Genomic DNA, 13,390 nt, shown 5'->3' with positions numbered 1-13,390 from the left:
CCGCACTCGCCGCTGCACGTCTGCGGAGAGTCGGGATCACAGATCACGCGAAGGTGTCATGGAAAGCGTCGCCCCGAAGGTAACCGTCGTCGTACCGACCTACAACGAACGCGACAACCTGCCCAAGATCGTCGAGCTTCTCGCGGCGTCGGAGATTCCGAACCTGCATGTGCTGGTCGTCGACGACAACTCGCCGGACGGCACCGGTGAGGTCGCCGACACCCTGGCGCAGAGCGGTCCGATCCCGGTCGGAGTCCTGCACCGGACCGTGAAGGACGGCCTCGGGCGGGCCTACGTCGCCGGGATGAGCAGGGCGCTGGACGAGGGCGCGGACATCGTGATCCAGATGGACGCCGACCTGTCGCACCCCACCGAGGCCATTCCGCGGATGGTGGAGACGCTGGCGACGACGGACGCGGCCGTCGTGCTCGGCTCCCGCTACGTGGCGGGCGGCGCGGTCGCCAGCGACTGGCCCTGGCATCGCAAGGCGCTGTCGGCGTGGGCGAATTTCTACGTCAACGCGATCCTGCGGCTGCGCGTCAAGGACGCCACCGCCGGGTTCAAGGCGTGGCACGCGGACACGCTGCGGGCCATCGACGTCGACGGTGTGCAGAGCAACGGGTACGCGTTCCAGGTGGAGATGAACTACCGCACGGTGCAGCGCGGCATGACCATCGCGGAGGTCCCGATCCGGTTCGAGGAGCGCACCGACGGCGTGTCCAAGATGAGCCTCGCCGTGCAGATCGAGTCCGCGCTGGTCCCGTGGAAGCTGCGATTCAGTGGTGACGCAGCGCAGCCGAGCCGAGTACGCGGCTGACGGCGATCTCCACGACCACGCGGGTCGGGTTCACCCGGGGCTGGCGGTACCTGGCGGCGTAGCGGGCGACGGCGTCGGCGACGGACTCGGGGTCGGTCAGGACCCGGGCGGGACCCTCGAGGGTCATCCAGCGCGGTCCGTCCACCTGGCTCACCGCGCCGTATCCTCCGCGTTCGGCGTTGAGGGCCTTCTGCGAGGAGCCGTTGGTGATGACCCGCGCCAGCCCGTGCTCCTGATCCCAGGTGAAGCCGACGGCGACGACGTGCGGGGTGCGGTTCTTGCGGAGCGTGGTGAGCGTCCCGAGGTGGTATTCGCCGAGGAAGGTGAGTGCCGCGTCGGTCAGGCGGATCGGGGTGGAGGGGGTGCGGTCCATGCTCCGACGGTAATCCAGGACACTGGACTGGTGAGCCTGGGATCGAAGAAGAACAGCGGCAAGCCCGGCGACGACGGGGTGGTACTCCTCCTCGGTGGTCGCAGCGAGATCGGCCTCGATATCGCGTCCCGGCTCGCGCCCGGCCGCACGATCGTCCTCGCGGCCCGCCGCAGCACCGAACTCGCCGCCGAACGGCAGGCGCTGCTGGACGCGGGCGCGTCCGTGGTCGACTGCGTGGAATTCGATGCCGACGACTTGGACAGCCACGAGAAGCTGCTGCGGTCCGTGGTGGACGCGCACGGACCGCTGTCGGTGGCGGTGCTGGCGTTCGGCATTCTCGGCGATCAGGCGCGCGCTGAGCGGGACGCGCGGCACGCCGTCGCCGTGGTCCACACCGACTACGTCGCGCAGGTCGCTGTGCTCACGCATCTCGCCAGCCTGCTCCGGGAACAGCGGTCGGGGCGGATCGTGGTGTTCTCGTCCGTCGCGGGTGTGCGTGTGCGCCGGGCCAACTACGTGTACGGGTCGGCGAAGGCGGGCCTGGACGGATTCGCCTCCGGTCTCGGTGACGCCCTCCACGGTAGCGGTGTCTCCCTCCTGCTCGTCCGGTCCGGTTTCGTGATCGGCCGGATGACCGAGGGGATGTCGCCGGCGCCGATGTCGAGCACACCGGCACAGGTCGCGGACGCTGTCGTGCGCGGTCTGCACCGCGGTGCGAGCCGAGTGTGGGTGCCGGGACGGTTGCGCCCGGTGTTCTTCGTCATGAGGTTGCTGCCGCAGGCGATCTGGCGCCGGATGCCGCGATGACCGACCCGATCGTCGTCGTCGGGATCGGGGCCGACGGGTGGGACGGTCTGTCGCCGTCCGCGCGACGCGCGATCGAGGGCGCCGACGTGGTGATGGGTTCGGGGCGGCAACTCGCCCTGCTTCCGGAGTCGCCGGCGCTGCGGGTGGCCTGGCCGTCGCCGCTCGTCCCCGCGCTACCGGGCCTGTTCGAACAGCACCACGGGAGGCGGGTGTGCGTCCTGGCCAGCGGAGACCCGATGTTCCACGGTATCGGCGTCACCCTCGTCGACCTGCTCGGCGCGGAGCGGGTTCGGGTGATCTCGCACCCGTCCTCGGCCACCCTGGCGTGCGCGCGGCTGGGCTGGGCCGCGCACGAGACGCCCGTGGTCAGTCTCGTGAACCGGCCCGTGGGCGCGCTCCTGCCTGCACTCGGCGATCACACGCGACTGCTCGTGCTGAGCCGCGACGAGCACACCCCCGCTGCCGTGGCCGAGCTCCTGACGAAACACGGGTTCGGACCGTCGCGGCTCATGGTGCTGGGCGAACTGGGCGGACCCGACGAGTCGAGGCTCGACGGAACGGCGTCGGCCTGGCCGCACGAACCGGGGGCCCGGCTGAACGTGATCGCGATCGACTGCCGGGCCGACTCCGGCACCCTCCGGATGACCCGGATGCCCGGACTGCCCGACGTCGCGTTCACGGGCGACGGGCAGATGACCAAACACGAGATCCGTGCCCTGACGCTGTGCGCCCTCGCCCCGGCGGCGGGGGAGTTGCTGTGGGATGTGGGAGGCGGGTCCGGCACGGTCGCGATCGAATGGATGCGTACCCACCCCCGCTGCCGGGCCGTGACTTTCGAGCGCAGCGCGGCACGCGTCGACCAGATCGAGTCGAACGCGGCCGCGCTCGGGGTGCCGTCCCTCGCCGTGTTCGGCGACGCACCCGCGGCGTTCGAGGACGTACCACCCGCGCTGTCCACACCGGACGCGATCTTCGTCGGCGGTGGTGTCACGCAGGGCGGCCTGCTCGACGAGTGCTGGTCGCGGCTCCGGGCCGGCGGCCGGATGGTGGTCAACGCGGTGACGGCGGAATCGGAAGCGTTTCTGCTGCAGTGGTTCTCGAAATGCGGCGGGCAGCTCCGCAAGTTCCAGGTGTATCGCGGTGAGCCACTCGGCGGGTTCACCGCGTGGCGGCCGCAACTGCCGGTGGTGCAGTGGTCGGTGACGAAGCAGTCGAAAGGTGATGCGGCATGACGGTGTACTTCATCGGGGCAGGTCCCGGCGCGGCCGACCTGGTCACGGTCCGCGCGCAGCGGATCATCGCGGGGAGCCCCGTCTGCCTGTATGCGGGCAGCCTCGTCCCGCAGGAACTCCTGGCGGAATGCCCCGAGGGTGCGCGGGTGATCGACACGGCGCGGCTGAGTCTCGACGAGATCGTCGCCCTGCTGATCGAGGCGGACACGGCCGGTCAGGACGTCGCGCGCCTGCATTCGGGTGACCCGTCGATCTTCAGTGCCGTCGCCGAGCAGGTGCGCCGGCTCGAAGCCGCCGGCGTCGCGTACACCGTGGTGCCCGGAGTGCCCGCGTTCACCGCGGCGGCGGCGTCGCTGGGGCGGGAGCTGACCGTTCCCGGTGTCTCGCAGTCGATCGTGCTGACCCGGGTGTCCACGTTGTCCACCGCGATGCCGGAGGGCGAGGACCTACGTTCCCTCGGCCGCAGTGGTGCCACGATGGTGGTGCACCTGGGTGCGCACCGGATCGATCAGATCGTCGAAGAGCTCACCGAGAACTACGGCCGCGACTGTCCCGCCGCCGTTGTCGCGTTCGCCTCGCGTCCCGACGAGATCGTGCTCCGCGGCACCCTGGCGACGATCGCCGATCAGGTGAAGGCGGCGGGCGTCACGAAGACCGCCGTGGTGATCGTCGGGAAAGTGCTTGCGGCCGAGGGATTTCCGGACAGTTACCTGTATTCCGCCACGCGCGAGCGCACCACCCACTGAGCGTGGCGCGGATCCTGATCCTCGGCGGCACCGGGGAGGCCCGAGCGCTTGCCGCCGCACTCGCGGACGTTCCGGGTGTCGACACCGTGTCCTCCCTCGCCGGCCGGGTCCGTGATCCGCGCCTGCCCGTCGGTGACGTGCGGATCGGCGGATTCGGGGGAGCGGACGGACTCGACGAGTGGCTGCGCGCGCATCCCGTCGACGCGATCGTGGACGCCACGCACCCGTTCGCGGCGAAGGTCACGAGCAACGCCGCCGAGGCCGCGCACCGTCGCGGGATACCGCACGTCGTCCTCCGGCGCCCCGAATGGTCTCCGAATCCCGGCGAACGCTGGCACCGCGCCGCCGACCTCGCCGACGCGGCCACACTGCTGCCCGACCTGGGAACGAGAGTCTTCCTCACCATCGGCAGGCAGGGTGTCGACGCGTTCGCCGGCCTGCACGCACTGTGGTTTCTCATCCGCGCGATCGATCCGCCCGATGTGGCGACGCCGCCGGAGTCGACGCTGCTCCTCGCCCGCGGGCCGTTCGCGGTGACCGACGAGATCGCGCTGATGCGCGAGCACCGCATCGACGTCCTGGTCACCAAGAACAGCGGCGGCGGTCAGACCGACGCGAAACTCGACGCCGCCCGCGCACTGAGCGTTCCGGTACTGATGATCAGCCGTCCACCGTTGCCGTCGGGAACGACAACGGTGGACGACGTCGCGGGAGCGGTCGAGTGGATCGACTCGGTCACCCGATGAGGAGGCGGGCGCGGTGACCGTCAGCAGGCCGGCGCCGGCGCGTCCTCGGACAGGGGCTTGCCCTCCGGTTCCGTGTAGAACGCGAGCAGCACCAGCGGTTCGGTTCCCAGATTCGAGCCCTCGTGGACGTGATCGCTTCCGTGGTCCTCGGTGATCGCCTGACCGGCTGTCGTCACCGCTTTCGTGCAGTCCTGCAGAGTGCGGGACAGCACACCGGATTCGACGAACGCGTACACCGGACCGTCGTGGTAATGCCATCCCGTCGTGCCGCCGGGGGCGATCTCGATGCGCCGCAGCGTGAGATCGGTGCCCGCCGAGCTTCCGGCGACCGCCGGAACCGTCGTCTCGAACAGAACCTGCGCGGTCACCCCCGAGGACGGCGTGGCCTGGGCGGGGGAAGCGGACAGCACCGCGGCTACGGCACAGGACAAGACGACCACACTCGATCTGAGGAGCATCGTGACGACCTCTCGGCGCGCTGGCCCTGCACACTGCGCGCAGGCATCCAGGGGGAGTGCCTTTCGGCGTGTCCAGGGTAGGGCTCCGGAGGGAGCGGCCGCGGGATATCCGCGAACCCGATCCCGGTCACCTACCTCAGGGTGCTCTCGTCGTCGCCCTCGGCGACACTGTAAAGGCGTGCCGGTCGCGGCGATGATGTCGTGGCCGTGGGGTTGCGGAGCGGACCGACAGGACAAGCATGACGATCGAGCAGTTGCTGACCACTCACTTTCCGGACGATCCCGTGTTGGACGCGGCGCTTGCTACGGCGCTTCTGCGTCGCACCGCGCGGGAGCCGAATGCCCCTGCGCTGATCCGCATCTACAGTCCCGCGCGGACGCTGTCGTTCGGGCGGCTGGACGCTGTTCGACCGCAGTTTCCGGCCGCCGCCGCGGCGGCGCGGCGACATGGATTCACCCCCGTCGTCCGAGGGGCAGGCGGTCGGGCGGCGGCCTACCACGAGCAGACCCTCGTCGTGGAGATGTTCTCCCGCGACACGGAGGGCATGGTCGGGGCCCGGCCCCGCTTCCAGCGCATCACCCCGCGGCTCGTCGACGTGCTGAGGAAGCTGGGTGTCGACGCTCGCATCGGACCGGTGCCCGGTGAGTATTGCCCTGGTGATTGGACGGTGAACGGCGCGGGCCGCGTCAAGCTCGCAGGAACCGCGCAGCGAATAGTCGCCGGGGCGTGGCTGTTCGGCTTCGAACTGGTGGTGTCCGATTCCGACCCGGTGCGGGCGGTGCTCACCGATGTCAACGCCGCGCTCGAGCTGGAGTTCGACCCCGGGACGGCGGCGTCGCTGACCGACCTGAATCCGGACGTCACCCTCGACCAGGTCCGGGCTGCGGTCCTCGCCGAGGTCGGCGTGGTTCGCGAACTGATCGCAGACCCCGACGTACTCGCGGAGGCCGCGACCCTGCGCGACGCACATGTGGCGTGAGGGTCACCGCGCCGTGCGTTGACCCATTGGCCTAGAACGTTGCCGGACAGTGAATTTCACACCTCTGGCGGGGCGCGCGCGAGCGTTCTGTTCTGGAGAACGCAGGCCTCGGTACAAACTGTTGGACCGCCGTTCTACCGGGTTCCAGCGTTGTCGCAAAGCCGAGACCCAGCATCGCGGTCGTGTTCACCGCGCTCACGATCAACTGGGGACCTGCAGGAAGCCGCGTACCGGTCAAGAAGCTTAGAACGTTGCGCACGCTAGACCTCAACGTTGCAGGTCACACCGCCGAGGCCACGGACCCGTTGCAGGCGGCAGGATGCCCGCGAGCCTGCAACACGCCACCGGAGGCCGGCTGGTCTACAACATCATCAGCGGCGGCGGGCCCTCAGCTGTGGCGCGGAGCAACTTGCGCGATCATCGAGGCGTTGCAGGAATTGGACGAAAAGTCTCGACGCGTGGGACGCGGCGCTGCGCGGACGGCCGTTCGGCATCAACCCGGTCATCGGCGAATTCCTGGACGAAAGGCAACGCGCCACCGACCTGCTGCTGTCGAACGGGTTGCTCGCCCGACGGATTCAGGTGCGCGACGCCGTGGTTCCGTGGATCGGCGACTTCGTCGGCACCGCACGCGCGACCGCCTAGGCGCTCGCGGCGTGGGTCCCGGGCGGCGACCTCGCCCGGCACCTCCCCTGGCATGACGCTCAAACCCGCCTGAGGCTGCCGACCGACGAGACCCGCGCGGGCATTTCGATCCGATCTACATGAAGATCGCGCACTGCGCGCGGATCACGCGGTGGCTGCACACCACCCCCGCCCCCGCCAGATCGTCTCTCCGTCCGGGGCACCCACCACAACGACCGGTGTCTGGGCATGCCGGCCACCGGTCGCGGACGCGTCGCCGACAGTCTCGCTTAGCCGCTCGAGGGCGTGTTCGGGGGTCGTTGCGCTGTCGGTCTTCGAGAAGGCGGCGGTACTTGGTTCCGCTGCCTCTCAGTCATGTTCGGAAGATCGCTGTCGTTCCGATGCGCACCGGAATAACTACTCTGTGCACTGCGCGGGCGGGGCGGTTAGGGGGTCGCGATGGTTGTAATCGGATCAACCAGCGAGCCTCGAGGGTGCTGACCCTCGACCCGACGCGGGCCGAATCGCCTGAGCAAATGCCCCTGGATAGCAGCAAACCGATGACAGGTTTGATCATGATCGGGTACGGCAGAAGCGTCTCGCTCGAACGTGGGTCCGTGTCGCGCGGAAAAGCTGGTGGCGAGCTCGGGCAGCACGATCAAGCGGGCTCCGGCCGCGACACCGCGCGCGACACCGTCGCGAATGCACTCCACATTGTGGTCGATGTCGCCGACACGGATATCGAGCTCGACTGCCGCGACGTCGAGAGTGCGCACTATCTCCTACCTTGGATCGATGGAGTGGGGTCGGCCGTCCCGCATCCGGGATCCGACGAGCGAGTCCGATGGCGCCCGTCCACGGCGACCGTGAACCCGAGGTTCAGGTGCTGCGCGGGTCGGCGCGGAAATCTTGACTTGGCGACGCCGACGCGGCGTGGGGGTGACTGGCGACCTGTGCTCGACATGGCAGTACGGCAGGTGCTGGTTCCACCACAGGTCTAGATGGCAGTTCCCTGAGGAAAGCACAGGCTTAGCCTTTGCGTGGTGGTGGGACCCTTTCCTCGAAACGTGAAGGTGGATCGGTGACGCCGGGGCGCCGCGTCCGACCGACTGGCCAGGACCACAGGGCGACACATAACTGGTGACACGCCGAGGGTTACGAGACGAGCCAAACCCCTGTACCTCCGTTCGCCGGACGGGATGATCGACCTCGGTGATCTCGTCGATGCCGTCGATGAACCTCCGCACGGCGGCGACAATGTCGGGGTGGTCGGTAATGACCACGGCCTCCTCGGCGAGGGTGGAGCTGTGGGAGGCGTTTGGCGGGAGGCGTTTGGCGGGAGCCGATGACCGCCCGCCGGTCGGTGGCGATGACATTGGCGTGCAGGTTCGGTGACGACAGCACCCGCACTCCGGCGTCGACGTAGTACGCGAGCGCGACCGGGGAGGTCAGGTGCGCCCGGACCGCGGCGCGGGAGGCGTTGACGACGAGGACGTCCCCGGCGCGCAGCGGCATCAGGGTTGGCGCGTCCTGGCCGAGGTGGGCGATCGCAGCGTGCCGGATTCCACGGGTGCGGATGGCGCGGGTGATGTGCGGCCACGGGCTCGGTCCGTGGAAGGTGGTCGCCATACCCGGACACGGTAGCGGGTGGGAACGCCCGGCTCGGTGTAATCGATATTGGCCTCAGGCCCTCGGGCGGGCCCTCTGCCACGCCGTGTTGGGGTGGGGTGTTTCCCTCCCCGGGGTGGGCGAACGGACCCCTGGGGTTGCTTCAGATCGGGCGCTGGAGTGGGCAGAGTTGTACCTGTCACCGACGCACCTCCCCGACATCCTCAGGAGCGAATGAATGATCAACGCCCGCCGAACCTTTACCGCCATCGCCTTCACTGCCTTTACGGTCCTGAGTGCGGCCGGGGCAGCGTCCGTCGCTCAGGCCGAGCCGATCGGCCCGAACGGTCCCACCGGTGGTCCGTGCCCGATCGTGAACACGGACTCCCAAGGCAACGAGACGGTGACGTACGGCAAGCCCGGCGACCGCAATGGCGCCCTGGTGTGCGGTGCGGACGGCGAATGGACGGTCGGCAAGACCAAGGCCAACCCCGGGCAAATCCAGATCCAGCCCGGACTCTCCCGCGGGTAACCGACAGCAGCCTCTGCTGTCCCTTCTGAGGCGAGTGCCCCGCATCGATGCCGGTGCGGGACATTGTCGTCCCCCACGGCCCTCGGTCGCTGTACGCGCCCGGTTGATGCCGGTGCCAAGTGTTGGATGCTTCCGGGGTGTCACCTATTGCGCGCATTGATGTGGGCCTCCGTGCTTCCACGAACTGACGGTCGGGTAAGCATGCGTAAGAGCCCTTGGCACACCTGATTCCGCTTGCTGAGGGCACGTTCGTGCTATCGACGAAGGTGCGATCGCTGCAGATCGTTCTGGTGGGCGCGCAGCGCGTCACGAGTCACGTATTCATGCGGGGTTCTCAATCCAACTGGTAGTGACCTGGATGCGACAACGCTCCGCGACGCTGGGGAGCGCGTCACCAAGTCCGGTTGCCGACGCTGTGCGAACCTGGGATGGGTAAAGACGGTGGGCAAACTGAAGTTATCGCGGCTTAGTGCGCACAAACCGGAAGTGCACGAAGTAAGCACCGCCGTTTTCGGCGTGGTGGTGTAGGTTCCACACTCACGTGTTTTCCAGAATCCCATATGTCTCATGAGACAGAAGATTCGGCGGCGCAGCTGGTCAGTGAGGGGATCGGGCGCCAACGTCGGATCTGCTGCCGTCAGTGTGAAATCTCGTCTGGTCAGCTCGGATACGGGGTGAGTCAGTGATTCCCGCGTCGTTGGTTTAGGCCGGGCGTTCGGTGCGGGCAGAGACGGGTGGGAGAGCAACGAGCATTCACCGGGAGAATGCCTCTCCCACCCTGCGTGATCTCAGGCCGCGCTGATCACGTTGTGGGGGTCGAGGACGAATTTTGTGGCTTCACCGGAGTCGAATTCGGCGTACCCCTGGGGTGCCTGCTCGAGGCTGATCGGCCTCGCGTTGACGGCCTTGGCGATCTGGACCCTGTCATGGAGGATCGCCATCATCAAACTGCGGTGGTAGCTCATGACCGGGCACTGTCCGGTGGCCAAGGACAAGGACTTGGCCCATCCTGTGCCCAGGCTGAGCGAGAGGGCACCGACCTTGGCGGCCTCGTCGACGGCCCCGGGGTCCCCGGTGACGTAGAGACCGGGGATGCCGATCGCGCCGCCGGCGGTGGTGATGTCCATCAGTGAGTTCAGGACGGTGGCCGGAGCTTCCGTTGCCGCGCCGTGACCGTGCCCGCGGGCCTCGAAACCGACGGCGTCGACGCCACAGTCCACCTCCGGTACCCCGAGGAGCTGTTCGATCTGGTCTTTCGGGTCGCCCTGGCAGACGTCGACGGTCTCGCACCCGAAGCTGCGGGCCTGCGTGAGCCGGTCCAAGTTCAGGTCGCCGACGATCACCACGGCGGCTCCGAGGAGTTGGGCGCTGGCCGCAGCGGCGAGACCGACGGGGCCGGCGCCGGCGATGTAGACGGTGGACCCGACGCCGACTCCGGCGGTGACGCAGCCGTGGAAGCCGGTGGGGAAGATGTCCGAGAGCATGGTCAGGTCGAGGATCTTCTCCATCGCCTGGTCGCGGTCGGGGAACTTCAGCAGGTTCCAGTCGGCGTAGGGGACCATGACGTACTGGGCTTGTCCGCCGACCCAGCCACCCATGTCGACGTAGCCGTAGGCGGCGCCGGGTCGGTCGGGGTTGACGTTCAGGCAGATCCCGGTCTTGCCTTCCTTGCAGTTGCGGCAGCGGCCGCAGGCGATGTTGAACGGAACCGAGCACAGGTCGCCGACCTTGATGAATTCGACGTCGCGACCGACCTCGATCACCTCGCCGGTGATTTCGTGGCCGAGGACGAGGCCTTCGGGTGCGGTGGTGCGGCCGCGGACCATGTGCTGGTCGCTGCCGCAGATGTTGGTGGAGACGACCTTGAGGATGACTCCGTGTGGGCATTCACGTCCGACACTGGCGGGGTTGACGCCGGGACCGTCCTGCAGGGTGAAGGAGGGGAAGTCGACGTCGACCACTTCCACTTTGCCGGCGCCGGCATAGACCACTGCTCTGTTGTCGGACATAGGAATCGATACTCCAATCGATTGATGTGAATATGTACAGGCTCGCTGGCCCGGGATCATGCGATGAGTTGGTGGGTGAAGGGTCAGCTGCGTTTCGGTATCTGCGATCCCCGATGTTCGGCGGCCAGTGGGCCGACCGACGGATGGTCGCGGGGTTCAGATTTCGAGGATCAACCGGGGGCAACTGGCGCGGGATACGCAGATCATCATTGTGTCGTGTGCGTCTTGCTCTTCCTTGGTCAGTAGTGAGTCGCGGTGGTCGACAGTGCCGCCCAGGACCGGGGTTTCGCAGGTGCCTTGCTCGCAGGATGACAGGACCTGGATTCCGCAGGCCGTAACGGCGTCGAGGATCGACTCGTCCGGGTGCACGGTGAGGGTCTTGCCGGTCAAGGCGAGTTCGACCTCGAACGAAGTGTTGAGGACAGGTTCGCTCAGCGGTTTGGCGCTGAACCGTTCGAGGTGGAGGCTTCCTGTGGGCCAGGACTGGCATTTGTCGGTGACCGCCTCGAGCAGGGCCCCGGGCCCGCAGGTGTAGACGAGGGTGTCCGGAAGTGGTTCGCCGAGAAGGCCGTCCAGGTCGATCAGGCTCCCTTCGTCCTGGGGATTAATGACCCCGTGTTCCGGATAGTGGGTGGACAACTCGTCAGCGAACGCCATAGTCGCGCGGCTGCGGCCACCGAAGACGAGCGTCCACTGCGAGCCGGCTCGGTCAACTTCGGCGGCCATCGCCATGATCGGGGTAATTCCGATGCCACCAGCGATAAACAGGTAGTTGTCCGCTTGTTCGAGTTCGAAGTGGTTGCGGGGGCCGCGCACCTGCACGGTGTCACCGGAGGAGAGCTTGTCGTGCACGAACTGGGAGCCGCCGCGCCCGGCGGATTCACGCAGGACGCCGATCTGCCAGACGCTGCGGTCCGACGGATCCCCACACAGCGAGTACTGGCGGGTGAGCTCCGGGGTGAGGATCAGGTCGATATGGGCACCCGGTGACCATTGCGGGAGGTCGGCCCCGTCGGGCTGGCGCAGTTGAAGGACGGCCACGCCGTCGGCGGCCTCGAACTTGGCTGCGACGACGAGCGACAGATCGGTCTCGTTGTGGGTGCTTTTCATTCTCACCTGGTTTCGATGGTGCCGGCTGAGCTGGGGGTCAGGTGTGGGCGAGCTGGTGTGTGGTGTCGACGCAATCCGCGGTTACTGAATGTGGTCGCGTGGACCACGGTTCGGGGATGGGAGCGCTGGCGTGTCCCTCGGGGTGGGCGAGCAACCACTCCCAGAGGGCGGCGGGTTCTTCCGCGACGTGGCGCGCGCCGCAGTGGCACTCGCCCTCGAGCAGGTCCGAGCCCGGAAGCCAGACGATGCGCATCACGTTGGCGCCGCGGAGCATCCTGGTCGGTTCCACGGCTCAGCCCACCGTCGCTGCCGTGGCGGCCTGCGGCGCGTCGACCAGCTTCTTCAGGATCCGGCGTGCGCCGAGGCCGCCGGCGTCGATGTTGATCGACAGCTCCTGGTAGCCGTCCTTCTCCGTGTCGAGCGCCTTCTGCAGGATGTTCAGCGCTACGACGTCCTGCATCACGACGGTCCGGTTGTTCTCGGCCAGGAACGTCGTGACGGCGTCGTCGCCGACCGCGAAGTCGCGGGCCACGGCCCAGAAGTCGAGGGTGGAATTCTCCGTCGACGGGGTGATCGCGTACACGATCTCGCTGTGGAACGCGTGCGGGTCGGAGCCGTCGTCGCCGGGCAGCGGTGCGCCGATCGGGGCGATGCGGCTGTGCAGCAGGTACAGGCACGGGGGCGTGTACTCGATGTCTTGCCAGCGGGTGATGCGTCCCTCGATGCCGGTGGACTTGGAGTAGAACGGCGGGCACTCGGCGTCGTCCATGTGCCGGGACACGTAGATGACGTTTCGGTCCTCGTCGATCTCCGTGGTGATCGGGGTTTCCGCTACCTCGGGGGTGCCGATGTAACCGCCGTGCAGGTACGTCTCGTGCGACAGGTCCATCAGGTTGTCGACGAGCAGGCCGTAGTTGCAGTCGATCGGTTCCATGCCGCTGACCACGGTGTAGTCGGGGGAATCCATCCACGGTGCGCGGGGGATGCGGGCGGGGTCGCCCTGCTGGGGGTTCTGCGGGTCGGCGATCCAGACCCACACGAACGAGTCCTGCTCGACCACCTGGTACGACTTCAGCCGGGCGGTGCGGGGAACGCGCGCCTGGCCGGGCACGAACACGCAGCCACCGTCGCTGCCGTAGGTGAAACCGTGATAGCCGCAGACCACCTTGTCGCCGTCAAGCCGGCTCGGTGCCTCGGACAGCGGGTACCGGCGGTGCACGCACCGGTCGCTCATCGCAACGGCCTCGCCGGCCTCGGTCCGCCAGAACAGGATCGGCTCCTCGCAGATGGTGCGCGAGAACAGTTCGCGTCCGACCTCACGGCCGTAGGCTGCGACGTACCACTGGTT

General features: G+C 67.9%; 14 protein-coding genes and 1 pseudogene. 7 read left to right on the top strand and 8 right to left on the bottom strand.

All coding sequences use genetic code 11. The features are described from left to right. The first annotated feature begins 58 nt into the window (after window positions 1-58). The gene (locus tag ACNJ7E_RS33740) at window positions 59-817 is read left to right on the top strand and encodes a polyprenol monophosphomannose synthase (RefSeq protein ID WP_105416207.1); all 759 of its coding nucleotides are present in this window, start codon (window positions 59-61) and stop codon (window positions 815-817) included. On the opposite strand, the gene ACNJ7E_RS33735 is transcribed toward ACNJ7E_RS33740, so the two are convergent. Further along, window positions 777-1,190 (bottom strand): pyridoxamine 5'-phosphate oxidase family protein, encoded by a 414-nt coding sequence (locus ACNJ7E_RS33735; protein WP_418341948.1) that lies wholly within the window; start codon window positions 1,188-1,190, stop codon window positions 777-779. The genes ACNJ7E_RS33740 and ACNJ7E_RS33735 overlap by 41 nt on opposite strands. Before the next feature lie 30 nt (window positions 1,191-1,220). Here ACNJ7E_RS33735 and dprE2 point away from each other — a divergent pair, with 30 nt between their 5' ends. Genes dprE2 through ACNJ7E_RS33715 form a run of 4 tightly spaced genes read left to right on the top strand, consistent with a single transcriptional unit; the run spans window position 1,221 to window position 4,721 of the window. Next, window positions 1,221-1,997 (top strand): decaprenylphospho-beta-D-erythro-pentofuranosid-2-ulose 2-reductase, encoded by a 777-nt coding sequence (dprE2, locus tag ACNJ7E_RS33730; protein ID WP_280780067.1) that lies wholly within the window; start codon window positions 1,221-1,223, stop codon window positions 1,995-1,997. After that, complete coding sequence (cbiE, locus tag ACNJ7E_RS33725) at window positions 1,994-3,229, top strand: precorrin-6y C5,15-methyltransferase (decarboxylating) subunit CbiE (protein ID WP_418341947.1); 1,236 nt, start codon at window positions 1,994-1,996, stop codon at window positions 3,227-3,229. The genes dprE2 and cbiE overlap by 4 nt, the downstream gene beginning before the upstream one ends. Then, window positions 3,226-3,975, top strand: a complete 750-nt coding sequence (gene cobM / locus ACNJ7E_RS33720; protein WP_280780069.1) for a precorrin-4 C(11)-methyltransferase — start codon at window positions 3,226-3,228, stop codon at window positions 3,973-3,975. The genes cbiE and cobM overlap by 4 nt, the downstream gene beginning before the upstream one ends. Before the next feature lie 2 nt (window positions 3,976-3,977). Continuing rightward, complete coding sequence (locus ACNJ7E_RS33715) at window positions 3,978-4,721, top strand: cobalt-precorrin-6A reductase (RefSeq protein WP_280780070.1); 744 nt, start codon at window positions 3,978-3,980, stop codon at window positions 4,719-4,721. Between the two features lie 20 nt (window positions 4,722-4,741). Here ACNJ7E_RS33715 and ACNJ7E_RS33710 read toward each other — a convergent pair whose 3' ends face one another. Beyond that, a complete protein-coding gene (locus tag ACNJ7E_RS33710; RefSeq protein WP_005256250.1) occupies window positions 4,742-5,179 on the bottom strand; it encodes a cupin domain-containing protein in 438 nt (145 codons plus the stop codon). Between the two features lie 239 nt (window positions 5,180-5,418). Between ACNJ7E_RS33710 and ACNJ7E_RS33705 the strand changes: the two genes are divergently transcribed. Further along, window positions 5,419-6,159, top strand: a complete 741-nt coding sequence (locus ACNJ7E_RS33705) for a lipoate--protein ligase family protein (RefSeq protein ID WP_280780071.1) — start codon at window positions 5,419-5,421, stop codon at window positions 6,157-6,159. Between the two features lie 1,070 nt (window positions 6,160-7,229). Here the strand turns inward: ACNJ7E_RS33705 and ACNJ7E_RS33700 are convergent. Further along, window positions 7,230-7,559 carry a carbon-nitrogen hydrolase family protein gene (locus ACNJ7E_RS33700; protein WP_280780072.1) on the bottom strand — a complete coding sequence of 110 codons (330 nt, stop codon included), beginning with the start codon at window positions 7,557-7,559 and terminating at the stop codon, window positions 7,230-7,232. A gap of 426 nt (window positions 7,560-7,985) precedes the next feature. Further along, window positions 7,986-8,412 (bottom strand): annotated as a pseudogene (locus ACNJ7E_RS33695) (phosphatidylserine/phosphatidylglycerophosphate/cardiolipin synthase family protein); the annotation flags it as partial. A gap of 217 nt (window positions 8,413-8,629) precedes the next feature. On the opposite strand from ACNJ7E_RS33695, the gene ACNJ7E_RS33690 reads away from it, so the two are divergent. Then, window positions 8,630-8,923: a hypothetical protein gene (locus tag ACNJ7E_RS33690; protein WP_280780073.1), complete on the top strand. Its 294-nt coding sequence runs from the start codon at window positions 8,630-8,632 to the stop codon at window positions 8,921-8,923. 788 nt (window positions 8,924-9,711) lie between these two features. Here ACNJ7E_RS33690 and fdhA read toward each other — a convergent pair. From fdhA to ACNJ7E_RS33670, 4 genes are all read right to left on the bottom strand, one after another. Beyond that, window positions 9,712-10,932: a formaldehyde dehydrogenase, glutathione-independent gene (gene fdhA / locus ACNJ7E_RS33685; protein ID WP_418341946.1), complete on the bottom strand. Its 1,221-nt coding sequence runs from the start codon at window positions 10,930-10,932 to the stop codon at window positions 9,712-9,714. 156 nt (window positions 10,933-11,088) lie between these two features. Beyond that, complete coding sequence (locus ACNJ7E_RS33680; RefSeq protein WP_418341945.1) at window positions 11,089-12,042, bottom strand: PDR/VanB family oxidoreductase; 954 nt, start codon at window positions 12,040-12,042, stop codon at window positions 11,089-11,091. A gap of 37 nt (window positions 12,043-12,079) precedes the next feature. Next, entirely contained in the window at window positions 12,080-12,316 is a 237-nt protein-coding gene (locus ACNJ7E_RS33675; RefSeq protein WP_348539604.1) for a hypothetical protein, read from the bottom strand. A gap of 18 nt (window positions 12,317-12,334) precedes the next feature. Next, on the bottom strand, window positions 12,335-13,390 hold a 1,056-nt coding region (locus ACNJ7E_RS33670), incomplete at its 5' end, for an aromatic ring-hydroxylating oxygenase subunit alpha (protein WP_418341944.1).

The sequence above is a fragment of the Rhodococcus mengyinensis genome, from assembly GCF_048381435.1.
In the GTDB taxonomy this organism is placed as follows: domain Bacteria; phylum Actinomycetota; class Actinomycetes; order Mycobacteriales; family Mycobacteriaceae; genus Rhodococcus_F; species Rhodococcus_F opacus_D.
This window is presented reverse-complemented; position numbering and strand designations above follow the sequence as displayed.

Excerpts from the sequence above, each read along its gene's own strand:
- ACNJ7E_RS33690 (WP_280780073.1), top strand. The coding sequence starts at position 8,630 with ATGATCAACGCCCGCCGAACCTTTACCGCCATCGCCTTCACTGCCTTT.
- cbiE (WP_418341947.1), top strand. The coding sequence starts at position 1,994 with ATGACCGACCCGATCGTCGTCGTCGGGATCGGGGCCGACGGGTGGGAC.
- cobM (WP_280780069.1), top strand. The coding sequence starts at position 3,226 with ATGACGGTGTACTTCATCGGGGCAGGTCCCGGCGCGGCCGACCTGGTC.
- ACNJ7E_RS33705 (WP_280780071.1), top strand. The coding sequence starts at position 5,419 with ATGACGATCGAGCAGTTGCTGACCACTCACTTTCCGGACGATCCCGTG.
- ACNJ7E_RS33735 (WP_418341948.1), bottom strand. The coding sequence starts at position 1,190 with ATGGACCGCACCCCCTCCACCCCGATCCGCCTGACCGACGCGGCACTC.
- ACNJ7E_RS33675 (WP_348539604.1), bottom strand. The coding sequence starts at position 12,316 with ATGCTCCGCGGCGCCAACGTGATGCGCATCGTCTGGCTTCCGGGCTCG.
- fdhA (WP_418341946.1), bottom strand. The coding sequence starts at position 10,932 with ATGTCCGACAACAGAGCAGTGGTCTATGCCGGCGCCGGCAAAGTGGAA.
- ACNJ7E_RS33680 (WP_418341945.1), bottom strand. The coding sequence starts at position 12,042 with ATGAAAAGCACCCACAACGAGACCGATCTGTCGCTCGTCGTCGCAGCC.
- ACNJ7E_RS33740 (WP_105416207.1), top strand. The coding sequence starts at position 59 with ATGGAAAGCGTCGCCCCGAAGGTAACCGTCGTCGTACCGACCTACAAC.
- ACNJ7E_RS33710 (WP_005256250.1), bottom strand. The coding sequence starts at position 5,179 with ATGCTCCTCAGATCGAGTGTGGTCGTCTTGTCCTGTGCCGTAGCCGCG.